General features: G+C 46.0%; 25 protein-coding genes. All 25 read left to right on the top strand.

Features of this window, described 5'->3' with window-relative positions:
* The first annotated feature begins 77 nt into the window (after window positions 1-77).
* The gene (locus ACXABW_RS10780) at window positions 78-1,211 is read left to right on the top strand and encodes a flagellin (RefSeq protein WP_457522665.1); all 1,134 of its coding nucleotides are present in this window, start codon (window positions 78-80) and stop codon (window positions 1,209-1,211) included.
* A gap of 268 nt (window positions 1,212-1,479) precedes the next feature.
* Window positions 1,480-2,613: a flagellin gene (locus ACXABW_RS10775; RefSeq protein WP_252027726.1), complete on the top strand. Its 1,134-nt coding sequence runs from the start codon at window positions 1,480-1,482 to the stop codon at window positions 2,611-2,613.
* A gap of 273 nt (window positions 2,614-2,886) precedes the next feature.
* Window positions 2,887-4,017, top strand: coding sequence for a flagellin (locus tag ACXABW_RS10770; protein WP_457522663.1), 1,131 nt, complete (start codon window positions 2,887-2,889; stop codon window positions 4,015-4,017).
* Between the two features lie 77 nt (window positions 4,018-4,094).
* The gene (flaG, locus tag ACXABW_RS10765) at window positions 4,095-4,523 is read left to right on the top strand and encodes a flagellar protein FlaG (RefSeq protein WP_457522662.1); all 429 of its coding nucleotides are present in this window, start codon (window positions 4,095-4,097) and stop codon (window positions 4,521-4,523) included.
* 22 nt (window positions 4,524-4,545) lie between these two features.
* A complete protein-coding gene (gene fliD, locus ACXABW_RS10760) occupies window positions 4,546-6,528 on the top strand; it encodes a flagellar filament capping protein FliD (protein WP_457522661.1) in 1,983 nt (660 codons plus the stop codon).
* Between the two features lie 4 nt (window positions 6,529-6,532).
* Entirely contained in the window at window positions 6,533-6,835 is a 303-nt protein-coding gene (locus ACXABW_RS10755; RefSeq protein ID WP_457522659.1) for a flagellar protein FliT, read from the top strand.
* Window positions 6,836-6,847: 12 nt separating this feature from the next.
* Window positions 6,848-7,258 (top strand): flagellar export chaperone FliS, encoded by a 411-nt coding sequence (fliS, locus tag ACXABW_RS10750; RefSeq protein WP_252027721.1) that lies wholly within the window; start codon window positions 6,848-6,850, stop codon window positions 7,256-7,258.
* A 224-nt stretch (window positions 7,259-7,482) separates the two neighbouring features.
* Window positions 7,483-8,949 carry a sigma-54 dependent transcriptional regulator gene (locus ACXABW_RS10745; RefSeq protein ID WP_252027720.1) on the top strand — a complete coding sequence of 489 codons (1,467 nt, stop codon included), beginning with the start codon at window positions 7,483-7,485 and terminating at the stop codon, window positions 8,947-8,949.
* A 114-nt stretch (window positions 8,950-9,063) separates the two neighbouring features.
* Entirely contained in the window at window positions 9,064-10,137 is a 1,074-nt protein-coding gene (locus ACXABW_RS10740; RefSeq protein ID WP_265687048.1) for a sensor histidine kinase, read from the top strand.
* A complete protein-coding gene (locus ACXABW_RS10735) occupies window positions 10,124-11,530 on the top strand; it encodes a sigma-54-dependent transcriptional regulator (protein ID WP_252027718.1) in 1,407 nt (468 codons plus the stop codon). The genes ACXABW_RS10740 and ACXABW_RS10735 overlap by 14 nt, the downstream gene beginning before the upstream one ends.
* Before the next feature lie 98 nt (window positions 11,531-11,628).
* Entirely contained in the window at window positions 11,629-11,940 is a 312-nt protein-coding gene (gene fliE / locus ACXABW_RS10730) for a flagellar hook-basal body complex protein FliE (RefSeq protein WP_457522656.1), read from the top strand.
* 16 nt (window positions 11,941-11,956) lie between these two features.
* Window positions 11,957-13,702, top strand: a complete 1,746-nt coding sequence (gene fliF, locus ACXABW_RS10725) for a flagellar basal-body MS-ring/collar protein FliF (RefSeq protein WP_457522654.1) — start codon at window positions 11,957-11,959, stop codon at window positions 13,700-13,702.
* Window positions 13,695-14,750, top strand: coding sequence for a flagellar motor switch protein FliG (gene fliG, locus ACXABW_RS10720; protein ID WP_252027715.1), 1,056 nt, complete (start codon window positions 13,695-13,697; stop codon window positions 14,748-14,750). The genes fliF and fliG overlap by 8 nt, the downstream gene beginning before the upstream one ends.
* A gap of 63 nt (window positions 14,751-14,813) precedes the next feature.
* The gene (fliH, locus tag ACXABW_RS10715; RefSeq protein ID WP_457522653.1) at window positions 14,814-15,614 is read left to right on the top strand and encodes a flagellar assembly protein FliH; all 801 of its coding nucleotides are present in this window, start codon (window positions 14,814-14,816) and stop codon (window positions 15,612-15,614) included.
* Complete coding sequence (fliI, locus tag ACXABW_RS10710; RefSeq protein WP_252027713.1) at window positions 15,614-16,933, top strand: flagellar protein export ATPase FliI; 1,320 nt, start codon at window positions 15,614-15,616, stop codon at window positions 16,931-16,933. Before fliH ends, fliI begins: the two co-directional genes overlap by 1 nt.
* A 59-nt stretch (window positions 16,934-16,992) precedes the next feature.
* Window positions 16,993-17,445, top strand: coding sequence for a flagellar export protein FliJ (gene fliJ, locus ACXABW_RS10705; RefSeq protein ID WP_252027712.1), 453 nt, complete (start codon window positions 16,993-16,995; stop codon window positions 17,443-17,445).
* A gap of 157 nt (window positions 17,446-17,602) precedes the next feature.
* Window positions 17,603-19,696, top strand: a complete 2,094-nt coding sequence (locus tag ACXABW_RS10700; protein ID WP_457522651.1) for a flagellar hook-length control protein FliK — start codon at window positions 17,603-17,605, stop codon at window positions 19,694-19,696.
* Between the two features lie 32 nt (window positions 19,697-19,728).
* Entirely contained in the window at window positions 19,729-20,226 is a 498-nt protein-coding gene (fliL, locus tag ACXABW_RS10695; protein ID WP_457522649.1) for a flagellar basal body-associated protein FliL, read from the top strand.
* Between the two features lie 7 nt (window positions 20,227-20,233).
* The gene (gene fliM / locus ACXABW_RS10690; protein ID WP_252027709.1) at window positions 20,234-21,289 is read left to right on the top strand and encodes a flagellar motor switch protein FliM; all 1,056 of its coding nucleotides are present in this window, start codon (window positions 20,234-20,236) and stop codon (window positions 21,287-21,289) included.
* 14 nt (window positions 21,290-21,303) lie between these two features.
* Entirely contained in the window at window positions 21,304-21,714 is a 411-nt protein-coding gene (fliN, locus tag ACXABW_RS10685; protein WP_252027708.1) for a flagellar motor switch protein FliN, read from the top strand.
* Window positions 21,715-21,749: 35 nt separating this feature from the next.
* On the top strand, window positions 21,750-22,145 hold the full coding sequence (gene fliO, locus ACXABW_RS10680) for a flagellar biosynthetic protein FliO (RefSeq protein WP_252027707.1): 396 nt from the start codon (window positions 21,750-21,752) through the stop codon (window positions 22,143-22,145).
* Window positions 22,142-23,029, top strand: coding sequence for a flagellar type III secretion system pore protein FliP (gene fliP, locus ACXABW_RS10675; protein ID WP_457522647.1), 888 nt, complete (start codon window positions 22,142-22,144; stop codon window positions 23,027-23,029). Before fliO ends, fliP begins: the two co-directional genes overlap by 4 nt.
* 12 nt (window positions 23,030-23,041) lie before the next feature.
* Complete coding sequence (fliQ, locus tag ACXABW_RS10670) at window positions 23,042-23,311, top strand: flagellar biosynthesis protein FliQ (RefSeq protein ID WP_252027705.1); 270 nt, start codon at window positions 23,042-23,044, stop codon at window positions 23,309-23,311.
* 9 nt (window positions 23,312-23,320) lie between these two features.
* Entirely contained in the window at window positions 23,321-24,094 is a 774-nt protein-coding gene (gene fliR / locus ACXABW_RS10665) for a flagellar biosynthetic protein FliR (protein WP_265687055.1), read from the top strand.
* A gap of 51 nt (window positions 24,095-24,145) precedes the next feature.
* Window positions 24,146-25,276: a flagellar biosynthesis protein FlhB gene (flhB, locus tag ACXABW_RS10660; RefSeq protein ID WP_457522645.1), complete on the top strand. Its 1,131-nt coding sequence runs from the start codon at window positions 24,146-24,148 to the stop codon at window positions 25,274-25,276.
* Window positions 25,277-25,289 lie beyond the last annotated feature (13 nt).

The following is a 25,289-nucleotide window of genomic DNA, read 5'->3' as shown; positions in this document are numbered from 1 at the left end:
CGGTTTTTTTGTTAAAGAAACTGAAGAGGTGACCGATATAAACTTGAACAGCTAACTTTCGGAGTAAGTAAGTCACTATGGCTATTACGGTTAATACTAATGTTTCCGCACTGACAGCGCAGCGCCACTTGGGCAATGCGACTGAAATGCTGAACCAATCTTTGGAGCGCCTTGCTTCAGGGAGCCGTATTAATAGCGCGAAAGATGATGCCGCGGGATTGCAAATATCTAATCGACTAGAGTCGCAAATGCGTGGTTTAGATGTCGCGGTTCGAAATGCGAACGATGGCATATCAATCATGCAGACCGCTGAAGGTGCAATGCAAGAAAGTACCAACTTGTTGCAACGCATGCGCGACTTGTCGTTACAATCGGCGAATGGCTCCAATAGTAAAGCGGAAAGAGTCGCATTACAGGAAGAAATGGCGGCTTTGAACGATGAATTGAATAGGATTGCTGAAACTACATCTTTTGGTGGTCGCAAACTACTCAACGGGACGTTTGGTCAGTCGTCGTTTCAAATCGGTGCGAGCTCTGGTGAAGCAGTCTCCGTGACGCTGAAAAGCATGCGTTCTGACGGTATCGATATGGGCGGTTTTTCTTATATCGCAGCCGCTAAAGCGGATTCAAGTTGGCAAGTGGGCCAAGGCAATCAGCAATTGAATATGCAATATGTCGATTCCAATGGCCAACAACAAACGATTAATATAGAAGCGAAAGTTGGTGATGATATCGAGCAACTTGCTACTTATATTAATGGCCAAACGGATAAAGTGTCAGCGTCGGTTAATGAAGACGGTCAGCTGCAGATATTCATGGCAGGCAAAGAAGCATCGGGTACGATCTCATTCTCCGGTAGTCTCGCTAATGAACTACAAATGGTGACTGCGGGCTATGAAGCTGTGGATGATTTAGATATTACCAGCGTGGGCGGCGCGCAGCGATCTGTAGCAGTTTTAGATGCCGCTATGCAATATGTTGATAGTCATCGCGCTGATCTGGGGGCGCTGCAAAATCGATTTGATCATGCCATCAACAACCTTGATAACGTGCATGAAAATTTAGCTGCTTCCAACAGTCGCATTAAAGATACCGACTATGCGAAAGAAACCACTCAGATGGTAAAACAGCAGATCTTGCAACAAGTTAGCACTTCTATTCTTGCTCAAGCGAAGCAGCAGCCAAATCTGGCACTGACACTTCTCGCTTAATTTATCTAGAACCATATGCAACCTAGCTTTTAGCGGGTTACCCATTCGGCCGCGATTTTAAAATCTTTAGCAAAAAAATACATTTATTGCGGCTTTTGTGTGCTTTAGGTTGTTTTTTAATCGAAATGCATTTTTTTAATAAAAAACTTAAAAAAATGCTCAAGGTTTTGAAAATCGAGCCGTTAATAAAAGTAACTTAAAGAGAACAACTTGGTTTTCCGAGACGTCGGAAACCGGATACATCGGAAAATCAATTGGAGTAACAATTATGGCAATTAATGTAAATACTAACGTATCAGCGATGACAGCACAGCGTTACCTAAACAGCGCAAACAATGCACAGCAAACATCAATGGAACGTCTATCTTCAGGTTTTAAAATCAACAGTGCGAAAGATGATGCTGCTGGTCTTCAAATCTCGAACCGATTACAGGCTCAAAGCCGTGGTCTAGATGTAGCTGTACGTAACGCTAACGATGGTATTTCAATTGCGCAAACGGCTGAAGGTGCGATGAATGAAACCACTAACATCCTTCAACGTATGCGTGACTTGTCTCTACAATCTGCTAATGGTTCGAACTCCAAATCAGAGCGTGTTGCTATACAAGAAGAAGTAACAGCGCTAAACAACGAGCTAAACCGTATCGCTGAAACAACTTCTTTTGGTGGTAATAAACTGCTTAACGGTACTTTCGGTACCAAATCAATGCAGATTGGTGCAGATAACGGTGAAGCTGTCATGCTCACGCTGAGCAGCATGCGTAGTGACGATGCACAAATGGGTGGTCAGAGTTACCAGGCGGCAAACGCGAAAGATAAAGATTGGGGGGTGTCTGCAACGGCTAAAGATTTAACTATCTCCCTAACGACAACAGATGGTGAAGCGAAAACAATCAATATTAACGCGAAAGAAGGTGACGATATTGAGCAACTTGCAACTTACATCAACGGTCAAACAGATTTGGTTAAGACTTCCGTCAATGAAGATGGTCAACTGCAAGTATTTGCTGGTTCGAATAAAGTTGATGGCGCAGTATCATTCGGTGGTGGTCTAGCAGGCGAGTTAGGTATGGGACCTGCAAAGAATGTGACTGTTGACACGATTGATGTAACCAGTGTGGGCGGTGCTCAAGAGTCTGTTGCAATCATCGACAACGCTCTAAAATCTGTTGATAGTCACCGTGCTGAACTAGGTGCGTTCCAGAACCGATTCGAGCACGCAATTAGCAACTTAGACAACATCAACGAAAACGTGAATGCGTCTAAGAGCCGAATCAAAGATACCGACTTTGCGAAAGAAACAACTGCATTGACCAAGTCTCAAATTCTATCTCAAGCATCGAGTTCTATTCTTGCTCAAGCTAAGCAAGCACCAAACTCAGCGCTTAGCCTACTAGGCTAATTTCTACAAGCTAAATAAAAAATCCGGCTTTGGCTGGATTTTTTATTGCGCAGGATAAATCGCCGATGCGTTAAATATTTGTTTGATTTAAAAGGGTTTTTGTTAATTTCCGAGCCGGCTGGACTACAGGCTTCGGAAAATTAATTAAAAAAAAATCATTTTTTCCTAAAGCTTATTTTCTACTCGCCGTTAAAGGATTGAGAGAAATGAGATGTGCTTATGTGAGGTGAGAGACACGGCGGCACATCAACCCAATGCCTAAGGAGATCAAATATGGCAATTAACGTAAACACGAACGTGTCGGCGATGACCGCACAGCGTTACCTAAACAGTGCCGCTGATGGTGCTCAAAAGTCGATGGAACGCCTATCATCGGGTTACAAAATTAACAGTGCTCGCGATGATGCGGCAGGTCTACAAATTTCTAACCGTTTGACATCTCAAAGCCGTGGTTTAGACGTGGCGGTGAGGAATGCAAACGATGGTATCTCGATCGCGCAAACTGCTGAAGGTGCGATGGACGAGACAACCAATATCCTCCAACGTATGCGAGATCTATCGCTACAATCCTCAAATGGTTCAAACTCGCGTTCTGAACGTGTTGCGATTCAAGAAGAAGTATCAGCTCTAAATGATGAGCTAAACCGTATTGCAGAAACTACCTCGTTCGGTGGTAATAAACTCCTTAATGGTCAGTTTGGCGACCAGTCATTCCAAATTGGTGCGGGCTCTGGTGAGGCGGTAATGCTGAGTATGGGAAATATGCGTTCGGACACCGAAGCTATGGGTGGTAAAGCGTATGTTGCTCAACAAGGCAAAAGCGCTGACTGGACTGTTACTACAGCAACCGATTTGACTCTGAACTATACTGATAAGCATGGAGAAGCAAAAGCGTTAACCATTAATGCTAAGGCTGGCGATGATATCGAACAGCTCGCGACTTACATCAATGGTCAAAGTGAAGATGTGAAAGCCTCTGTTGGCGAAGAAGGTAAGCTTCAGTTATTCGCTTCAACTCAAAAAGTTGATGGCGAAGTGACTATTGGTGGTGGGCTTGGTGGCGAAATTGGTTTCGGTGCGGCTCAGGATATCACTGTTGCAGATGTTGATGTTTCAACGGTTGCAGGTTCGCAAATGGCGGTTTCTGTTATTGATGGTGCTTTGAAGTCGGTTGATAGTCAACGTGCATCTCTAGGTGCTTTCCAAAACCGTTTTGGTCATGCGATCAATAACCTAGAGAACATCAACGAGAACGTAAATGCATCACGTAGCCGTATCGAAGATACTGACTACGCGAAAGAAACGACGCAGATGACGAAGTCTCAGATTTTGCAACAAGCGAGTACTTCTATCTTGGCGCAAGCGAAGCAATCACCGTCAGCGGCTCTTAGCCTATTAGGTTAATCGATAAGTTTCGTCAGGAGCTTATTGGGCAGTGTAATCAATAGATTACCGACCTATAAGGTGGAAGGGAGATTGTTATGGATATACCGTCCAATACATCGAACATCCAGCTTTATGGCTCACAAGGTGGCATTAAACTTGCTTCAGAATACAACGGTGCACCTAGCGTTGCCTCCCAGAAAGGGAGTAACAAAGCGGCCGAAGTAAATCAGAAGTCCGTTCAATCCGCAGAATTAGCCGCTGAAATGCTGGCACAGCGAGAGAAGCTTAATCAAGCTGAACGGGAAAAGGTTGTTGAACAAATGAATGAATTTGTTTCTTCCTTAAACACTGGTTTATCTTTTCGGGTTGATGAACAATCCGGAAGAGATGTGGTGACAATCTATGAGGCTAGTACTGGCGATATTATTCGTCAGATACCAGACGAGGAGATGTTGGAGGTGTTCAGGCGCCTTAGAGATCAAGCGGCCCGTTATTCAACGGGGTTGTTGATAGATAAGGTTTAATCGTGTTGTTTGAGGTGGTTTAATGAGTTTAGGCCCTATGGGGATGAATACTGGCGGCATGGATATTAATTCCATGGTCAGCAAAATTGTGAATGCGGAGCGGCTTCCAAAGCAGCAACGTATTGACAATGAGCGGACGGACAACCAAGCCAGTATTAGCGCATATGGTCGGCTCAAAGAGTCGCTGGATACGATGAAAGATCTAATGGCGAGTTTTCGTCAGGAGAAGGCATTTGCTGCGAGAAAAGTCGACACTACCAATGAAGACGTCGTGTCAGCAACTGCAACCACTGCTGCAATCGCTGGTAGATATTCTATCGATGTGATGCAGCTTGCTCAGAGTCATAAAGTTGCTTCGGATGTTCTGTCTGAAGACGACAAATTTGGCCCGGGCAAGCTGCAAATCGGTTTAGGTAAAGATAACTTCACCATTGATGTCCAGCCAGATTCAAAATTAGTCGATATTGTTCGTGCCATTAACGGGGACAAAAGTAACCCGGGAGTTCGAGCGTCGGTTATTAATGATGCGGCCGGTCCACGTTTGATTCTCGCATCGAACATGTCGGGCGAGAAAAACAACATTAAAATTTCTGTGGAATCAGAAATTGGTAATCCGCTCAAGAAGCTGGAATACAAAACCTTAGAAGACAGGGTTAAAGATTTAGAAAAGGCGCGCGCTGCTGCCCAGCAATTGATCAATCCATTAACTGATGTCGAAAAACAACTGGCTCAGAAAATAGCGGATAAAATTAGTAATGCAGCGAAGCAGGTCGATCAAGAACTTGTTGAAGGAGCTGAGAGTGCTGCTACTTCCGTCGATCCAAATGCCCAAAGTGCCGGTGGGGATATGTCGCCAGCAGCGGTCGCGGCGGCAGCAGAAGCCAACAAGTATCAAAGACCTCAAGATCGCATTCCGGGTTGGTCAGAAACCGCGTCAGGTACTCTACTTGATTCATATTATGAGCCAGGCGATGGGTTGGACGATAAATCTCGTGCAAAAGCGCCAGATGTTCCGGGGTGGAGTAACACCGCCTCTGGTACACTAACCGATTCCTATGTAACGCCAAAAGAAGCGCAAGCAGCGCTTGAGAGTAAGCTTGCTGCTGAGCAAGCAGCGATCGACAAAGCGGTAGCTAGCGGTGAAATCACGCCTGAACAAGCGAAACAGATGGAGCGTGCAAAGCTGACTCCAGAAGAGCGCGCTTATTTGGAACGCGTTGATAAGGCGAATGCGGATCTATTGGCTGCGCAACAAGCATTCGATACTTATTACGGCATGACACAAGTTCAAGCTGCGCAGGACTCGAAGGTTTTGCTCGATGGCGTTGCTCATTTATCGAGTCATAACAACATTATTGAAGACGCGATTGAAGGCGTCGATTTGACGCTCAAAGGCAAAACGGAAAACAACAGGCCGCCTGCTGAAATCGATATTGAATACGATAGGCAAGGGGTGCGCGAAGATATTGAACAGTTTGTCGCAGCATACAATCAGTTCTACCAAACCTCTAAAGAACTTGCGGGTGTCAATCCACAAACAGGCCAAGCGGGCCCATTGGCAGGGGACAGTATTGTCCGCAGTGCCGATTCACGCTTAAAAGCGGTATTTTCCTCTCGCATCGAACCAGCGCCGGAAGATTTAAAGTCTCTGACGGAGTTTGGTATTACCACCACACGGCAAGGTACGTTAGAAATTAACTATAATTTGCTGGATCGCCAGTTGAACAATAACTTCAATAAGTTAGAAGACTTTTTTGGTGGTAATCAGGGTTTTGCTAAAAAGGTGGAAGATGCCATCCAAAGCATGACAGGCGCAACAGGGTCTATCCGAACGCGAGAGCAAAGTTTAGTAGAAAGAAACTATCGTCTTGAAGATGACCAAGCGGCATTGGATCGCCGCATGGAAGGATTAGAGAAGCGAACCCATGCCAAATTTACTGCAATGCAAGACGCGACAAGCAAAATGCAGGGTCAATTGGCCGGAATGATGAATGCGTTAGGCTAATGCTGTGATAGAACTTCAAACCATACGTGATCTGGATCACCGAATACTTCAAATTCTTACTTTGGGTGACATTAATCCTGAAGAAATAACTAAGTTGGTCGATAACAGGGAACAGATATTGCAGAATGTCTTAGACTATATAAAAGTAAATCCAGAATTTGCTAAGTCGGAAGATTGGCTTTCATTAATGGAAGAAACAAAACAGCTTGTTGGGCAGCTGCAATCTGAAACGAATCAGATTGGTACGGAGTTGATTAAGTTCCGTCGCGGAAATAAGTCTGTGCAGCAGTACAAAAAGTTTTTATAGAAGAGGAAAGTTATGCGTGGTTCTTTGCAGGCATACAAGAAGGTTTCAGTAGACAGTCAATTGAGTGCGGCGTCTCCACACAAGATTGTGCAAATGCTGATGGCTGGTGCGATAGAACGCCTGATCCAAGGTAAGGCTGCGATGCAGCAAGGTAACATTCCCGTTAAAGGTGAGCGTCTCGGAAAGGCGTTAGATATCATCATTAGCTTAAGAAGCTGCTTGTCTATGGAAGACGGTGGTGATGTTGCTAAGAACTTGGACCAGTTATATGAGTTCATGATTACGCAAATTTCAAATGCTAATCACCTGAACGATCCTCAGCCAATTGATGATGTTATCGACATTATTCGCGAAATTAAGTCAGCGTGGGACCAAATTCCGGCTGAATATCACAATTTAACTGCAAGCGATGTCGGTTTGTAACGGTTAGGAAACTTTCCACGAACATCACATCTGGCAATTGCTTGGTTGCCTTATTTTTTTTATCAAATAAAATAGAAGCCACTTACGCTAGTAAAGTGGCTTTTTTGTTGCTGATTTATATAAATTGTCTATCGTTAAAGTAGCCAATCTCAAAATTTCGGGCTTCTGAATTTATATTTCACTCTGCTGCAAACTTTTTCAATTGAAGGCAAACATTTTCACCTATGCAAGGTTTAGCAAAAATACTTGTGATTGAGGACGACGCTCAAGTACGTGTCAATCTGAGTAATATTTTAGAATTCGTTGGGGAACAATGTGAAGTAGTCACTTCCGAGCAAATAGAAGACCTAGATTGGTCTACGCTTTGGGCAGGGTGTATTATCGGCTCCTTGCAAAGCAAATCCCTGACTCCAGAACTGAGTCAAAAGCTTGCCAACTCAAATCATATCCCACTTCTTATTGCGGGTAAGCATTCTTACCATGTTGAAGACTACCCCCAGTACGTTGGTGAACTAGAATTCCCGCTTAACTATCCCCAGTTAAGTGAAGCATTACGACACTGTAAAGACTTTTTAGGTCGCAAAGGCGTTCAGGTTGTTCCAAGTTCACGTAAAAATACATTGTTCCGTAGCCTTGTAGGCCAGAGCCTAGGTATTCAAGAAGTACGCCACCTGATTGAACAAGTGTCGGGTACAGAGGCGAATGTACTTATTCTCGGTGAGTCGGGAACAGGCAAGGAAGTAGTAGCACGCAATATACATTATCATTCAGCACGTCGTAGCGGCCCATTTGTACCGATAAACTGTGGTGCAATACCGCCAGACTTGCTTGAAAGTGAGTTGTTCGGCCATGAGAAGGGCGCGTTTACTGGTGCAATTACCTCTCGTAAGGGGCGTTTTGAACTCGCAGAAGGCGGTACACTTTTCCTCGATGAGATTGGTGATATGCCAATGCCGATGCAAGTTAAGTTGCTGCGTGTACTACAAGAGCGAAGTTTCGAGCGTGTTGGCGGTAATACCACTATTCGTGTCAATGTTCGCGTGATTGCTGCAACTCATCGTAATTTGGAAGATATGATAGATGCAGGCTCTTTCCGTGAGGACCTGTTCTACCGACTAAATGTTTTCCCAATCGAGATGCCAGCGCTTAAAGAGCGTAAAGAAGACATTCCTTTATTGCTTCAAGAGCTTATGACGCGCATGGAAGCTGAAGGCGGGCAACCAATCTGTTTCACGCCACGTTCTATCAATTCTTTGATGGAGCACGATTGGCCAGGGAACGTGCGAGAGTTAGCCAACCTAGTTGAACGTATGATCATCCTGTATCCAAATAGCTTGGTTGATGTAAACCATCTTCCAACGAAGTATCGCTACAGTGATATTCCAGAGTTCCAACCTGAACCTAGCAGCTTTAGCTCTGTAGAGGAGCAAGAGCGTGACGTCTTAGCGGACATCTTCTCAGAAAATTTCAATTTTGAAGAAACAGAAGTCTTCAACGACAGCATGGAAGCCCCTCAGTCTCTACCACCTGAGGGGGTGAATTTGAAAGAATTGCTGGCCGATTTAGAAGTCAATATGATCAGCCAAGCTTTGGAAGCTCAAGATGGTGTTGTGGCACGCGCAGCCGATATGCTAGGAATGAGACGCACGACCTTGGTTGAAAAAATGCGTAAATATAACCTTCAACGCTGACAAAAAACTGCGTCAATTAGTTGTCATGGCGATAACCTATTGAAAATAAAGAATAAAAGGCTGGCATGTATTTCGCATGTTAGCCTTTTGTAGTTTTATTGGCAGAAATACGACATGCAAGCAGTTGACCCAGCAGAAAATCAGTCTCATTTAGACACATTGGAAGACCAAGTAGAGCGCTATAAACAAGTGCTCGATGTTATGCCCGCAGGCGTAATTCTGTTGGATACACAAGGTGTTGTGCGCGAAGCCAACCCAGAAGCAATGAAGTTGTTAGACGTCCCTTTGCTTGGGGAGAAGTGGTTTTCAATTATTCAGACTGCTTTTGCACCACGAGAAGATGATGGCCATGAAATTTCCTTGCGAAATGGTCGTAAGGTGCGTTTGGCGATTTCAGCATCAAACACGGGTCAATTGATTCTTATCACCGATCTTACTGAAACACGCTTGCTCCAATCTCGAGTGAGTGATTTACAGCGTCTTTCATCGCTCGGCCGTATGGTCGCTTCACTGGCTCACCAGGTCAGAACACCTCTTTCTAGTGCGATGCTTTATGCGTCGAACTTGGCTGCGCCTAACTTACCACCGGCGACCAAAGATCGTTTCCAATCGAAACTGATGGACAGGCTTCACGACCTAGAGAAGCAGGTCAACGATATGCTGCTGTTTGCTAAAGGCGGCGATAACAAGGTAGTTAAGCCTTTCACCATTTCTGACTTAGTTGCGGAATTTGCCCCTATGGTGGAAACGTCGTTAAAAAATAATCACATCGATTACTGCCAAGAAGTTGAACAAGAACAGACGTCCTTACTAGGTAACGCAAATGCGATCGCGTCTGCGTTAAGTAATCTGGTTATGAACGCGATACAAATCGCCGGGAAAAACTCACAGATCGATGTGTTTTTCAGACCAGTAAACAATGAATTAAAAATCTCAGTTCAAGACAGTGGCCCTGGTGTGCCAGCTGAATTACAGAGCAAAATTATGGAACCATTTTTTACAACGCGCTCCCAAGGTACAGGTCTTGGTTTGGCGGTTGTACAAATGGTTTGCCGTGCACATGATGGCAGGCTTGAGCTGATTTCAGAACAGGGTGATGGCGCATGTTTCACCATGTGTATCCCACTTCAGCGCGAGGCTGCTGATCCCCTAGAAGTAATGATGGAGAGTGACAATGGCTCAAAGTAAAGTCTTAATCGTAGAAGACGACGAAGGTCTACGCGAAGCGTTGGTCGATACCCTAGCTTTAGCGGGATACGAATGGTTAGAAGCTGACAGTGCTGAAGATGCGTTAGTGAAGTTGAAGTCAAACGCTATCGACATTGTTGTTTCGGATGTTCAAATGGCTGGTATGGGTGGTTTAGCGCTGCTTCGTAACATTAAACAGCATTGGCCAAATCTGCCCGTTTTATTGATGACAGCATATGCCAATATTGAAGATGCGGTATCTGCTATGAAAGATGGCGCGATCGACTATATGGCGAAACCATTCGCCCCAGAAGTTCTGCTCAATATGGTTAGTCGTTACGCGCCAATCAAATCAGATGACAATGGTGATGCGGTTGTCGCTGATGATAAAAGCCTAAAGTTGTTAGCCTTGGCAGACAAAGTTGCAAAAACCGATGCGAATGTGATGGTGCTTGGCCCAAGTGGTTCGGGTAAAGAAGTGATGTCGCGATACATCCACAATGCGTCGAATCGTAAAGATGGCCCTTTCGTAGCGATCAACTGTGCGGCAATTCCAGACAACATGCTCGAAGCAACTCTGTTTGGCTACGAAAAAGGTGCCTTCACTGGTGCTGTTCAGGCGTGTCCGGGTAAGTTTGAGCAAGCGCAAGGTGGTACTATTTTACTTGATGAAATCAGTGAAATGGATTTGAACCTTCAAGCTAAGCTGCTTCGCGTTCTACAAGAAAGAGAAGTAGAGCGTTTAGGTAGCCGTAAAAGCATTAAACTGGACGTTCGCGTGCTAGCGACCAGTAACCGTGACCTGAAACTATACGTTCAAGAAGGTAACTTCCGTGAAGACTTGTACTACCGCCTGAATGTGTTCCCAATTGCGTGGCCAGCTTTGAGTGACCGCCGTGGCGATATTGAACCTTTAGCTAAACACTTAATCGAGCGTCACTGTAAAAAGTTAGGATTACCCGTTCCAGAAATTGACAGCAATGCAATGGGTAAACTGCTGATGTACCCGTGGCCAGGCAACGTGCGTGAATTGGACAACGTGGTTCAGCGTGCGCTTATCCTGAGTGAGAACGGAAATATTTCTGGCGACCATATTCTTTTGGAAGGTGTCGATTGGCAAGACGCAGGCAGCTTACAGCAAGTCGTAGAAACAGGCGTTGCGACGCCGGCGATCAAGCCTATTGCTGAAGTGACGGAAAATCGTTCCTTATCGCAGGGTTCTGCAAGCCTGGGTGGGGAGCTTAGGGATCAGGAATACACTATCATTCTTGACACATTGGCAGAGTGTAATGGCCGCCGTAAAGAAATGGCAGAAAAGCTTGGAATTAGCCCGAGAACATTGCGTTATAAGTTAGCTAAAATGCGCGATGCTGGTATTGATATACCGGGTTAATTGAACGAATTCATGTGTCAAATTTGTGATGGCATACATATTGCTGAACTAACTAAAGAACTAATGCAAAAGTCAAAGAATTGGCAGCCGAGGGAACAATGAGAATCGACGGTCTAAACAGCGAAATGCAAGCAATGAGGCTTGAAGCGACCAACACGGCACCTGCGCCGACTGGGCAAAAAGTAGGTGCCGACTTTGGTGATATGCTGACCAAAGCGATTAATAACGTAAATGGATTACAGAAAACCTCAGGCGACTTGCAAATGCGTTTTGACCGTGGTGACGAAAATGTGTCTCTTTCGGACGTAATGATCGCTCGTAACAAATCCAGTGTCGCATTTGATGCAACTATCCAAGTTCGTAATAAGTTGGTTGAAGCTTATAAAGAACTAATGAACATGCCGGTTTAATGATTAGGTAGTAACAGTGGCAGACCAGAATCAAACAACAGATCTCGCACTATCCGACTCCGCTGACAGCCACGCGATGGTTGCCAGCTCGGATCTGGATGTTGAGCAGCAAAACCCTGATTTAAATGAAAAAGACTCATCGAAGTTTGATTTTGCGATGGGGGATTTGGATCTGCTACGCCAAGTCGTACTTGTACTATCGATTTCGATTTGTGTGGCGCTTATCGTCATGTTGTTCTTCTGGGTGAAAGAGCCAGAGATGCGCCCTTTGGGTGCGTATGAAACCGATGAGTTGATTCCTGTCCTTGACTACCTCGACCAGAAAAAACTGTCCTACAAGCTTGAAGGCAATACGATTTTAGTACCGGCTACCGAATACAGTGGCCTGAAACTTGATTTGGCCCGTGCAGGTTTAAATAACCAAACTGAAGCTGGTGATGAAATCTTGCTTCAAGATATGGGGTTCGGTGTATCACAGCGTCTTGAATTAGAACGATTAAAGCTGAGCCGAGAACGCCAACTGTCTAAAGCGATTGAGGAAATGAAACAAGTACGACGTGCTCGCGTTTTACTTGCTTTACCAAAACAAAGCGTGTTCGTTCGTCATAACCAAGAAGCTTCTGCTTCAGTCTTTTTGACTTTAGGTACTGGCTCAGTACTAAAGCAGGGTGAAGTCGATTCTGTGGTAGATATGGTTGCGAGTGCGGTTCCTGGAATGAAACCAACCAGAGTGACTGTCACCGACCAACATGGTCGTCTTCTTAGCTCTGGTTCTCAAGATCCTGCCTCATCTGCTCGCCGTAAAGAGCACGAGTTAGAGCGTAAGCAAGAACAAGCGCTACGTGACAAGATTGACTCAGTTCTTATTCCAATCTTAGGCTTTGGTAACTATACCGCTCAAGTGGATATTGAACTGGACTTCAGCGCGATCGAGCAAACACGCAAACAGTTTGATCCTAATACCCCATCAACGCGAAGTGAGTACACCTTAGAAGACTACAACAACGGGAATGTTGTTGCTGGTGTGCCAGGCGCTCTGAGTAACCAACCACCGGCAGATGCTTCTATTCCGCAAGACGTAGCGCAAATGAAAGATGGTTCGATGCTGGGGCAAGGCTCGGTTCATAAAGAAGCGACGCGCAACTTTGAGTTAGACACTACTATTAGCCATGAGCGTCGCCAGACCGGTGTCGTGAATCGTCAGACAGTTGCGGTAGCGATAAAAAATCGCGCATCGGTGGATCCGAATACCGGTGAAACAACCTACACGCCTCTTTCAGATGCCGAGCTCAATTCTATACGCCAAGTTTTAATTGGAGCGGTAGGGTTTAGCGAGAATCGTGGTGATTTACTGAATGTTCTGAGCATGCAGTTTGCTGAGCCTGAAATTGAAAGCATTGCAGACGTGCCGATTTGGGAACATCCAAACTTCAACGACTGGGTTCGTTGGTTCGCCAGTGCGTTGGTCATTATCGTTGTGGTTCTAGTGCTGGTTCGTCCTGCAATGAAAAAACTGCTTAACCCTGCTGCTGAAGAAGACGATCAAGCATACGGTCCAGATGGCTTGCCAATCGGTATGGATGGTGAAACCAGCCTAATCGGCGGTGATATAGAAGGTGGAGAGCTGTTTGAATTTGGCTCTAGCATCGACTTACCAAACTTACATAAAGATGAAGACGTGTTGAAAGCTGTGCGTGCTTTAGTGGCGAATGAACCTGAGCTAGCAGCTCAAGTAGTGAAGAATTGGATGCAAGATGCCTAACGAAATTGTACCTCAAGAAAATGGCAACGGCGAAGACGAGAATGCCGTCGACATCTCGACGATCAGCGGTGACGAAAAGGCCGCGATTCTGCTGTTAAGCCTCAATGAAGATGACGCTGCGGGTATTATTCGCCATTTAGAACCGAAGCAGGTTCAGCGTGTTGGTAGCGCGATGGCAAGGGCTGCGGATCTGAGTCAAGAAAAGGTGGGAGCAGTACACCGCGCCTTTTTAGAAGATATTCAAAAATACACCAACATTGGTATGGGCAGCGAAGACTTCATGCGTAACGCCCTCGTTGCGGCATTAGGTGAAGATAAAGCCAATAACTTAGTAGACCAAATCCTTCTAGGTACGGGCTCGAAAGGCCTAGACTCGTTGAAGTGGATGGACCCTCGTCAAGTGGCTTCTATCATCATCAACGAGCACCCTCAGATTCAAACCATCGTTCTTTCTTACTTAGAGGCCGATCAGTCAGCGGAAATCTTATCTCAGTTTGCCGAGCGTGACCGATTGGATCTTATGATGCGTATTGCGAACCTTGAAGAAGTCCAACCTTCTGCACTAGCCGAATTGAACGAGATCATGGAGAAACAGTTTGCGGGTCAAGCGGGCGCGCAAGCGGCCAAGATTGGCGGCCTGAAAGCTGCCGCAGAGATCATGAACTACATGGACAACAATGTCGAAGGTATCCTCATGGATCAGATCCGCGACCAAGACGAAGACATGGCGACGCAAATCCAAGACCTTATGTTCGTGTTCGAGAATCTTATCGAAGTGGACGATCAAGGTATTCAGAAGTTGCTGCGTGATGTACCACAAGATGTATTGCAGAAGTCGCTTAAAGGTGCTGACGATGCGCTGCGCGATAAGATCTTCAAGAACATGTCTAAACGTGCAGCTGAGATGATGCGTGATGACCTTGAAGCAATGCCGCCGGTTAAAGTTTCTGATGTCGAGACTGCTCAGAAAGAAATTCTGGCCATTGCGCGCCGAATGGCCGACAACGGTGAGATCATGTTGTCTGGCGGCGCAGACGAGTTCCTATAATTTTTCTTTAAGCGACTGCTTCATTAAAGCGAGTCGAGACTACACAGTCAGGTGAAACAGAGCATGTCAGGTGAAAGGAAACGAGGCTTTTTGCGCCTCGATAATGATGAATCAGTAGAGCAGCCTAAGAAATGGGGCCTACCTGACTACGGCTCTGAAGTTAATAAACAGGCGAAGGATACTGCGCTTAACTATGATCCAAGCTGGGTACCTAACTTTGATGAGCCTGCTGAAGAAGAGCCACTTCAACTCACAGAAGAAGAAATTGAGCTAATCAAGCAAGGCGCTTATCAAGATGGTCTAATGCAGGGACAAGAGGCTGGCTTTAAGCAAGGCTATGACAAAGGCAAAGAGCAGGGACTAGAAGTAGGGCACCAAGAAGGGCTAGAACAAGGTAAGTTACAAGGTGTTGCCGAGGGGCAAGAGTTTATTCAGCAGCAAGTTCAGACCTTTGTAGGACTTGCCAATCAGTTTGCTCAGCCGTTAGAGCTGATGAATGCTCAAGTTGAAAAACAATTAGTCGACATGGTACTCACGCTAGTGAAGGAAGTTGTTCATGTTGAAGCTCAAACCAATCCACAGGTAATCCTCGATACCATTAAGCAATCGGTAGAAGCATTGCCAATTTCTGGTCACGCGATTACGTTGAAACTCCACCCTGAAGACGTCGATATTATCCGCTCTGCTTACGGTGAAAATGAACTCGATTTTCGCAATTGGACGCTGGTTGCAGAGCCAGCGCTTAACCGTGGAGATGTGCAAATAGAAGCGGGTGAATCGAGCGTGAATTATCGAATGGAAGAGCGTATTCGGAACGTTTTGCAAAGCTTTTGTGGTTCTAACCGCCACAATGGTGGTGAGTAATGTTAGCCCTCGCAGAACGCTTAAGCCAATATCAAACCCAAGGTTTGACTTGTCGCCCCGTAGCTTCAGGCAAGCTTGTTCGAGTGGTTGGCTTAACATTAGAAGCGACAGGTTGTCGCGCTCCGATCGGGAGCCTGTGTACGGTTGAAACCATGAATGGTTCTATGGAGGCCGAAGTTGTCGGCTTCTCGGGTGATAACCTCTATCTTATGCCGAGTGAGCAAATCACCGGGGTATTACCGGGTGCAAAAGTAACGCCTTTAACCAGTGAAGCGGGTTTACCTGTTGGAATGGAGTTACTTGGCCGAGTCATCGATGGCGTTGGTAATCCATTGGATGGCTTAGGGCCGATTTATTCCGATCAAAGAGCCGCCTTCAATGCAGAACCTATTAATCCTCTGGCAAGAAAGCCAATTACTGAACCTCTTGATGTGGGCTTGAAGGCTATCAATGGCCTACTTACTGTCGGTAAAGGGCAGCGTATTGGCCTGTTTGCCGGTTCGGGTGTGGGTAAGTCGGTTACTTTAGGGATGATGACACGAGGAACGACCGCTCAAGTCGTCGTTGTTGGTTTGATTGGTGAGCGTGGTCGAGAAGTAAAAGAATTTATTGAAGAAATCCTTGGTGTTGATGGACGACAGCGCTCCGTTGTTGTCGCTGCACCAGCCGACTCGTCACCTTTAATGCGGCTGAAAGGGTGTCAAACCGCTCTGACTATTGCAGAGTATTTTCGCGATCAAGGGCTGGATGTTCTTTTGCTTATGGACTCATTGACTCGTTTTGCTCAGGCGCAACGTGAGATTGCTTTGTCGGTAGGCGAACCACCTGCTACGAAAGGTTATCCGCCTTCTGTGTTCGCTAAGCTGCCAGCTCTGGTCGAACGCGCTGGTAATGGCGGGGATGAACAAGGCTCAATTACAGCCTTTTTTACCGTACTTACAGAAGGTGACGACCTCCAAGACCCTATTGCCGATGCTTCTCGTGCGATTCTTGATGGGCACATTGTACTATCACGTGAAATGGCCGATGCCGGTCATTATCCAGCGATAGATGTTGAGAAGTCGGTGAGTCGTGTTATGCCGCAAATCACAACCGAAGAACATGTCCTAATGTCTAAAGCGGTTAGACAGGTGCTTTCTATTTGTCGTAAGAACCAAGACCTTGTTTCTATTGGCGCGTATAAACCAGGCACCGATCCTGCGATAGACAGTGCGTTTACTCTCAAGCCGAAGCTGGACGAGTATTTGCAACAAGGTATGACACAAAGTGTGCCTTACGATATGTGTATTGGCATGCTTAAAAATGTGCTGCAAGCTTAACGCTTACGGTAAGTTCAAACGTCATTGTTACTGTTAACGGAAGAGTTCATACATAAGCGATGGAAAATGCACTAGATTTCCTACTTGACCAATCCAAAGAGCGCGAAGAACAAGCGGTACTTGCGTTGAATACTGCGCGCGTCGAACTCGAAAACTATTATGACCAACTTTCTCAAATTGAGCAGTATCGCCTCGATTACTGTCAGCAATTGATCGATCGCGGTAAGTCTGGTTTAACGGCAAGCGAATATAGCCACCTGAACCGATTCTTGACCCAGTTAGACGAAACGCTTGCTAAGCAAAAGCAGGCAGAGAACCACTTTAAGTCACAGGTTGAAAACTGCCAGCAACACTGGATGGAAGTAAGAAAGCAGCGTCGTTCGTATGAATGGATGCTAGAGAAAAAGCAAACAGAACGCCAAAAGCAACTGGCTCGGAAGGAGCAACAGCAGCTTGATGAATTTTCTACGCTTCAATTTAGCCGCAATAGAGCTAATCGCGACTCTTTTTAATTCGGCTTAGAGCAATTTACCGCGAGCCGGTTAAATTGTTTGCGTGTTATGTCCGGTTGGCGTGTTTTTTGCAATTGTAGTCCAAGGTATTTTCTCACTGCTGCTGGTTTCCCCCGTTTTATGCAGCACTTGGTACGTCTACAAGAGTAACGTCTGTATGAATATAAATTTATCCTCAGTTTTTGGCTCTTCCAAATCAGAAACCTCGTCAAGTGAGGGGGCGACTGCCAGTTCCGAATCTAAAGACTCAGAAGGCTTCCTATCCAAGCTTACTTCTCTTATCAGTGGTGAAGGAGAGAAAGGCTCTGACGAGAAAGGAAAAGTTGAAGAAAGCGCTCAATCTTCTTCAGCAGATAAGTCCTCTTCAACAGAAAAATCGTTATCGACCTACGGTGAATCTTCAAGTAGCGAAGAGGCTAAAGCGGAGATTAAGAAAAGCAGTGAAAGCACTGATGAGGTGTTGAAGCAGGCAGATGCTTCCGATGATGAAGAGAAAAGCGTCTCAAGTGCTGAAAAAAGTAAAGAAAGCAATGAGCTAGGTGACACTAAGGAAACCAAAACGTCACAAGTAAGCAGTGCAGAAAAAAATACCCAATCAGATAGTGATACAGTTAAATCGTCGGAAGCCGAATCGGTTGATACAGGCAAGCAAACCCAGCAAAAAGTGAGTGCTGAAGAGTCAGAAAAAGCGCAAGCAACCAAAGCGAAACAAGAAACCGATGAGATGCTTGGTCGAATAAATGAATCGAACAATGCTTTACAATCAAAAGACGGCAAACCTTTGCCTCAACAAGAGGGTGAAAAGGTTATCAGTGATGGCGAGCCGAAAGATCCTAAGGTGGTTGCTGCAGCTGTTGCAGCAAAATCTCAAGCAGGCTCAAATGATTCCGTTGTCGGCGATGGTAAGGTCGCTCAGCAATCACCTAATCAGTTTGCTGCGAGTTCAGAACAGCCCGCCAACGCTCAACAGTCGGACAATATTCCAGAGTCGGCAAAGCGATTTATTCAGCAAGACCCATCGACTCATCAGGTAAAAGGTGCTAACTCTCAAGCAGACGCTGAAGCAAATCAAAATGCGGGAATAAAAGCGGCTACGGCCGCAGCCGTTGTAGGCCAAAAGCCAGAAGAAGGGGCTTTGACTAAAGCACCCCAAGGGGAAGCTTCGATTGTTAGCTCTGGGGTTGAGGAATTAACTCCGGGTGAGGAAGGTAGCGTGAAAGCGGCTGCTGCCCTGGGGGTTGGTGCGGCGGCGCAGGGTGATGTGAAGTCTGCTCAGTCAGTACAAGTTACTGGTAGCCCTCAGGTGAGTTCTGCTGGCGCGTCGGGAGTTACAAGTGGTGGCGCGGGCACCGGGGCGGCAGTTGCAGCAGGAGCAATAGCTTGGAATTCAACCGAACAAACCGACCCAAGTGCAGCACAAGCTCAAGATGCTCAAGGCAACAAAGCGAAACAGGCAGCAGTAGCAGCATCAGTCCATCAAGCTCTCCAGCAGCAGGGGGCACAACAAACGGCCACTGCTATCAATGCTGACAAGGCGGCAATGACTCAAATGGCGTCATCCATGCCTTCGGACTTATCTCAAGCGCAGATGCAGCAGCTGGTAGCAGCGAATATGGCTCCCCAAGTACCACAGCAGCAGCTTAATAATCAGGCGGCATTGAAAGCAGCATTAGGTGCTAAGGGTGTGAGTAGCTTAGCAAAAGGCCAAGATAAGCAAGACGTCACCGGCGCTCAGCAATTTGCTGGTGCGGCAGGGGCGCAACAAGGTCCAAATAGTCTACAAGCTCGCGTGGAAAGTGCTGCACAAGCTCAAACACCGATGATGTTGACTAAAGAGGCGGCAGGAGACCAGGTTGCGGAACGTGTACAAATGATGATGTCGAAAAACTTGAAAAACATCGACATTCGTCTCGATCCGCCAGAACTGGGACGTATGCAAATTAGAATGAATATGAATGGCGATGGTACAGCCGTACATTTCACTGTTGCTAACCAACAGGCGCGAGATGTTATTGAACAGTCTATGCCAAGGTTAAGAGAGATGTTGGCACAGCAAGGTGTACAGTTAAATGACACTTCTGTTCAGCAGCAAAGTGCGGGCCAGCAACAGGGGCGTTATAGCGCACAAAATGGCAATAATGCTCAAGGAAGCGGCAATGAAGCCGCTGGAATGGAAGAAAACCTTGATACAGACGTCAATCTTGATTTGAATGTCGCAACAAAGCGTGATGGAATTAGTTATTACGCATAAACTATATAAAAACTACATGTTTAGAGAAAGTTATGGCTGACGAAGATCTAGAACAAGATGCGCCCAAAGGGAAAAGTAAACTGCTTATCATCATTATTGCAGTCGTTGTATTGATAGCAGGTGGCGGTGGTGCAGCTTTCTTTTTGATGGGTTCCGATGAAGCTGCCCCTGAGGCAGAAACTGTGAATACCCAAACAGTGACGCCGGCCGACCCAGTTGCTTACGTCAACATTCCTCAGCCTTTCTTGTTTAACGTAACAGGCGATAAGCGAGACAGGCTTGTACAGATCAAAGTGCAGTTAATGGTAAGAGGTAGTGAGAACGAAAACTTAGCTCGTTATCATTCGCCGTTGATTGAAAGTTCATTATTGGGCACTTTTGCCTCTGCCACCGTTGACCAACTTCGCAGTGCCAATGGACGTGTAGAGCTGAGAGATAAGGCAACGGAAGATATTAAAGCCAGCCTAACTCGAGCGGTAGGACAGCCCGTTATTGAACGTGTCTTGTTTACCGATTTTGTAATTCAGTAGGTGCAGAGTGACCGATTTATTAAGCCAAGACGAAATTGATGCGCTACTCCACGGGGTAGATGATGTCGAAGAGGTCGAAGAGGAAATAGAAGACGAAAGTGGCGCCGCCGTCAATTTTGACTTCTCCTCACAAGACCGAATAGTTCGTGGTCGAATGCCAACGCTTGAGCTAATCAACGAGCGTTTTGCACGACATTTACGCATCAGCCTGTTTAACATGCTTCGCAAAACTGCTGAAGTGTCGATAAACGGCGTTCAAATGATGAAGTTTGGCGAATATCAGAACACCCTTTATGTTCCAACCAGTTTGAACATGGTGCGCTTTAGGCCGTTAAAAGGTACGGCCTTGGTGACTATGGAAGCGCGTTTGGTCTTTATTCTGGTAGAAAATTTCTTTGGCGGTGATGGTCGATTCCATGCCCGTATTGAAGGTCGCGAGTTCACTCCAACGGAAAGACGAATTGTTCAACTACTATTAAAAATAGTGTTTGAAGATTACAAAGAGGCTTGGTCGCCGGTAATGGGTGTCGAGTTCGAATATCTTGATTCTGAAGTGAACCCAAGTATGGCGAATATCGTCAGCCCGACGGAAGTGATTGTAGTTAGCTCTTTCCACATTGAAGTCGATGGTGGCGGCGGGGATTTCCATGTCGTTATGCCGTACTCCATGGTTGAGCCGATTCGTGAACTGCTCGATGCAGGTGTCCAATCTGACAAGATGGAAACCGATATCCGTTGGAGTTCTGCGCTGCGTGAAGAAATTATGGACGTGCCGGTGAATTTCCGAGTTAATCTGCTTGAGCAAGACATTTCGCTGCGCGACCTCATGGAGCTTCAAGCAGGCGATATTATCCCAATCACTATGCCTGAACATGCCACCATGTTTGTTGAAGAATTGCCGACATTCCGTGTGAAGATGGGACGAGCTGGTGAGAACATGGCGGTGCAAGTATCCGAGAAAATTAAACGCCCAGATGTCGTTAAAACGGACCTCGCATTCTTCGGAAAAGACATCATGTCTGAATTCGAAGAAGAGACTGGCGATGATGAAGAAGAATATTAAGTAGGTAATGAAAAATGGAACCAAGTGACGACCAAAAACTAGCGGACGAATGGGCTGCTGCCTTAGGTGAAGATCCTGCTGCTCCGGAAGTGGATGTAGACGATATTCTTGCCGCGCCGTTAGATGAACTAAAAGATACTTCATCTCCAATTTCAGAAGATGAGCGACGCAAACTTGATACGATCCTAGATATCCCAGTGACTATTTCAATGGAAGTTGGGCGTTCTCAAATCAGTATCCGTAACTTGCTGCAATTGAACCAAGGTTCGGTGGTTGAGTTAGAGCGAGTGGCTGGTGAGTCTCTTGACGTCTTGGTGAATGGTACTTTGATTGCGCACGGTGAAGTTGTTGTGGTCAACGATAAGTTTGGTATTCGTCTGACTGATGTTATCAGCCAGACCGAGCGTATTAAGAAACTTAGATAGTTATCCCTTAACTGGCTGGAAGCCACGGGTAATATATGCAACGAAGCGTTTTATGGCTTGTTCTTATGCCGTCTAGTGCGTTGGCTGCAAATCCTGCGAGCCAACTTGATTTAGCGACCACCCTTGGGTCGCTTTTGTTCGTTATAGCCTTCATTCTATTTTTAGCTTGGCTGTTAAAGCGAATGCGAGTGCCTACTTTGATGAATCAAAAGGGCCTTAGTGTCGTACGCCAATTGCCGGTTGGTACCAAAGAGCGGATCATGATTGTTCAGGCAGGAGAGGAACAGTTTTTAGTTGGTGTGACCGCCCAATCTATTCAGCTCATTTCTAAGCTCGATAACCCCATTTCTCAGGAAGATGCGGAAACTGTCCCGTTTTCGAATCAGCTAGCTCAACTATTGAAAAAGAATGGAGCGAGTGAAAAAGGATGAATTATCTGTTCATATTCAAAAAACTAAGTGGCGTACTTAGCCTAGCGGTTACTTTAATCCTCGTTTCTTTTTCATCGTTGACTTATGCGCAAGAAGAGTTAGAAACACCTATCCCTCAAAATGCTGCAGGTGCATCGAGTATCACAGTTACGGCAATGGAAAAAGAGCAGGGGGCTGCTCGTACGGCTGCCTCGGGAAGCTCGAGTGGCGGTGGGATTCCTGCCTTTACTATGACCAGCAACCCTGACGGTAGTGAAGACTATTCGATTAACTTACAAATTCTAGCGCTGATGACCATGTTGGGCTTTTTGCCTGCCATGGTTATTTTGATGACCTCATTTACACGAATCGTGGTTGTGATGTCGATATTACGTCAGGCGATGGGTTTGCAGCAGACACCATCGAATCAGGTGATTATCGGTATCGCAATTTTCCTCACCTTTTTCATCATGTCTCCGGTATTGAGCAAGATAAACGATCAGGCGGTTCAGCCTTATCTCAATGAACAAATTACTGCTCGTGAAGCGTTTGATACTGCCCAAGAGCCGATGAAAGCATTTATGCTGAAGCAGACTCGTGTGAAAGATTTAGAAACCTTCGTCAATATTGCTGGTGCAGAGGTGACTAACCCAGAAGATGTGTCGATGGCGGTTTTGATACCTGCATTTATCACCTCAGAGCTGAAAACGGCGTTCCAAATTGGTTTTATGCTGTTCTTACCTTTTTTGATCATTGACCTGGTAGTGGCATCGGTTCTGATGGCAATGGGTATGATGATGCTATCACCGATGATCGTATCGTTGCCGTTTAAACTGATGTTGTTTGTGCTGGTCGATGGTTGGAACTTGATCTTGTCGACGCTCGCCGGCAGCTTCGCCTTGTAGCGGGAGAATACTATGACTCCTGAGTTATTCGTCGAACTTTTTAGAGATGCGCTTTGGATGGTACTCATTATGGTGTGTGCCATCATCATTCCAAGCTTATTGGTTGGTTTAGTCGTGGCCATCTTTCAGGCTGCCACGTCTATCAACGAACAAACATTGAGTTTCTTGCCTCGTCTTGTAGTGACGTTGCTTGCACTTATGTTGTTTGCTCACTGGATGACGCAAATGCTTATGGAATTCTTCTTCGGCATTATCGAGCGTCTCCCTCAGGTCTTGTACTAAAGGCCTCTTATGGAATATCCAACCAGTGTCGTTTTAGATTGGATTGCGAACTACTTTTGGCCCTATACGCGTATTGCGGCCATGTTAATGGTTATGACGGTCACTGGTGCGCGTTTTGTTCCAACACGAGTACGCTTATACCTTGGGTTAGCCATCACTTTTGCGGTGAGTCCGGCTGTTCCTAATACAATTGAACTGGTGTCTTTTGAAGGCTTTATGGTATTGCTCGAGCAAATCGTGATTGGCGTTGCGATGGGCACAATAACCCAGTTTATGATCCAGACGTTTGTTATTCTCGGTCAGATCTTAGGTATGCAGGCCAGCTTGGGTTTCGCCTCAATGGTTGACCCCGCGAACGGGCAAAACACGCCGCTACTTGGTCAGCTATTTATGTTTCTTGCGACAATGTTTTTCCTCGCGACTGACGGCCATCTTAAAATGATTCAATTAGTGGTGATGAGTTTTCACTCGCTGCCGATTGGGTCTGGTTCGTTGACTGCGGTCGACTTTCGCGAAATTGCATTGTGGCTCGGTATCATGTTCAAGTTTGCACTGAGCATGTCTTTATCAGGGATCATCGCGCTACTCACCATTAATATGTCATTTGGCGTAATGACACGTGCCGCTCCGCAGCTAAACATTTTCTCGTTGGGTTTTGCGTTCGCACTTTTGGTCGGCCTATTGATTTGTTGGTATATTTTAGGCGGCTTGTATAGCCACTATGAACTACTATGGGAACAAGGCGAGCAGCAGTTATGTCGCATGATTCGATTGAATTGTTAGCGTGCAAAACGAAGTTACGTTACACGCTAAATAATGTGTTAGGAGGCTGAATTGGCAGAATCAGACGGCCAAGAACGCACAGAAGACGCCACGCCCAGGCGCTTGCAACAGGCTCGAGAGAAAGGGCAGGTTGCAAGGTCTAAAGAACTCGCGTCCGTATCGGTATTAGTGGTTGGCGCGATTGCGTTGATGTGGTTTGGCGAAGCGCTCGGCAAAGAGCTGTTTTTATCGATGAGTCGTTTATTCGACTTGAGTCGAGAAGAGGTGTTCGACTTTGCCAAATTAGGCGATATTGCACTTGGTGCGATTGGTAGCCTACTTGGGCCTTTGATTCTGGTTTTGGTCATGCTCTTTATCGCTGCCCTGATTGGTTCCGCGGGTGTTGGAGGTATCAGCTTTTCAGTTGAGGCCGCAATGCCTAAGTGGTCCAAAATGAATCCATTAAGCGGCGTAAAACGTATGGTCGGCATGCAGAGCTGGGTAGAGTTGGTCAAGTCGATTCTAAAGGTCTCTCTAGTGTCTGGCGTTGCTTTCTACCTAATTAATGCATCCAAAGAAGACTTGTTTCAGTTAAGCATGGATGTTTATCCGCAGAATATCTTCCATGCATTGGACATCCTGCTGAATTTCGTTTTGTTGATCAGCTGCTCATTACTTGTGGTTGTCGCGATTGATATTCCTTTTCAGATTTGGCAACACGCCAATCAGTTAAAAATGACCAAACAGGAAGTTAAAGACGAATATAAGGACACTGAAGGTAAGCCTGAAGTGAAAGGCCGAATTCGTATGCTCCAAAGGGAAGCCGCACAGCGTCGTATGATGGCAGAAGTACCGCAAGCCGATGTTATTATTACTAACCCAGAGCACTTTTCAGTTGCACTAAGGTATAAACAAAACACCGATAAAGCGCCTGTTGTTGTCGCAAAAGGTATTGACCATATGGCGATGAAAATACGTGAAGTGGCGAGAGAGCATGATATTTATGTGGTGCCGGCTCCGCCATTGGCAAGGGCGTTATACCATACAACAGAGCTGGAACAGGAAATCCCAGATGGGCTATTTACCGCGGTAGCTCAAGTGTTAGCGTATGTGTTCCAGCTTAAGCAATACCGTAAGCGCGGTGGTGAAAGGCCTAAGTTTCAAGCTGAAGACGTACCGATTCCACCAGAGCTTAGACATTAAAAGCCGCATACGC

This window comes from Vibrio paucivorans (genome assembly GCF_054053395.1).
This window is presented reverse-complemented; position numbering and strand designations above follow the sequence as displayed.

Coding starts and splice junctions, on each gene's coding strand:
- ACXABW_RS10780 (WP_457522665.1), top strand. CDS start 78: ATGGCTATTACGGTTAATACTAATGTTTCCGCACTGACAGCGCAGCGC.
- ACXABW_RS10775 (WP_252027726.1), top strand. CDS start 1,480: ATGGCAATTAATGTAAATACTAACGTATCAGCGATGACAGCACAGCGT.
- ACXABW_RS10770 (WP_457522663.1), top strand. CDS start 2,887: ATGGCAATTAACGTAAACACGAACGTGTCGGCGATGACCGCACAGCGT.
- flaG (WP_457522662.1), top strand. CDS start 4,095: ATGGATATACCGTCCAATACATCGAACATCCAGCTTTATGGCTCACAA.
- fliD (WP_457522661.1), top strand. CDS start 4,546: ATGAGTTTAGGCCCTATGGGGATGAATACTGGCGGCATGGATATTAAT.
- fliS (WP_252027721.1), top strand. CDS start 6,848: ATGCGTGGTTCTTTGCAGGCATACAAGAAGGTTTCAGTAGACAGTCAA.
- ACXABW_RS10745 (WP_252027720.1), top strand. CDS start 7,483: ATGCAAGGTTTAGCAAAAATACTTGTGATTGAGGACGACGCTCAAGTA.
- ACXABW_RS10740 (WP_265687048.1), top strand. CDS start 9,064: ATGCAAGCAGTTGACCCAGCAGAAAATCAGTCTCATTTAGACACATTG.
- ACXABW_RS10735 (WP_252027718.1), top strand. CDS start 10,124: ATGGCTCAAAGTAAAGTCTTAATCGTAGAAGACGACGAAGGTCTACGC.
- fliE (WP_457522656.1), top strand. CDS start 11,629: ATGAGAATCGACGGTCTAAACAGCGAAATGCAAGCAATGAGGCTTGAA.
- fliG (WP_252027715.1), top strand. CDS start 13,695: ATGCCTAACGAAATTGTACCTCAAGAAAATGGCAACGGCGAAGACGAG.
- fliH (WP_457522653.1), top strand. CDS start 14,814: ATGTCAGGTGAAAGGAAACGAGGCTTTTTGCGCCTCGATAATGATGAA.
- fliI (WP_252027713.1), top strand. CDS start 15,614: ATGTTAGCCCTCGCAGAACGCTTAAGCCAATATCAAACCCAAGGTTTG.
- fliJ (WP_252027712.1), top strand. CDS start 16,993: ATGGAAAATGCACTAGATTTCCTACTTGACCAATCCAAAGAGCGCGAA.
- ACXABW_RS10700 (WP_457522651.1), top strand. CDS start 17,603: ATGAATATAAATTTATCCTCAGTTTTTGGCTCTTCCAAATCAGAAACC.
- fliL (WP_457522649.1), top strand. CDS start 19,729: ATGGCTGACGAAGATCTAGAACAAGATGCGCCCAAAGGGAAAAGTAAA.
- fliN (WP_252027708.1), top strand. CDS start 21,304: ATGGAACCAAGTGACGACCAAAAACTAGCGGACGAATGGGCTGCTGCC.
- fliO (WP_252027707.1), top strand. CDS start 21,750: ATGCAACGAAGCGTTTTATGGCTTGTTCTTATGCCGTCTAGTGCGTTG.
- fliP (WP_457522647.1), top strand. CDS start 22,142: ATGAATTATCTGTTCATATTCAAAAAACTAAGTGGCGTACTTAGCCTA.
- fliQ (WP_252027705.1), top strand. CDS start 23,042: ATGACTCCTGAGTTATTCGTCGAACTTTTTAGAGATGCGCTTTGGATG.
- fliR (WP_265687055.1), top strand. CDS start 23,321: ATGGAATATCCAACCAGTGTCGTTTTAGATTGGATTGCGAACTACTTT.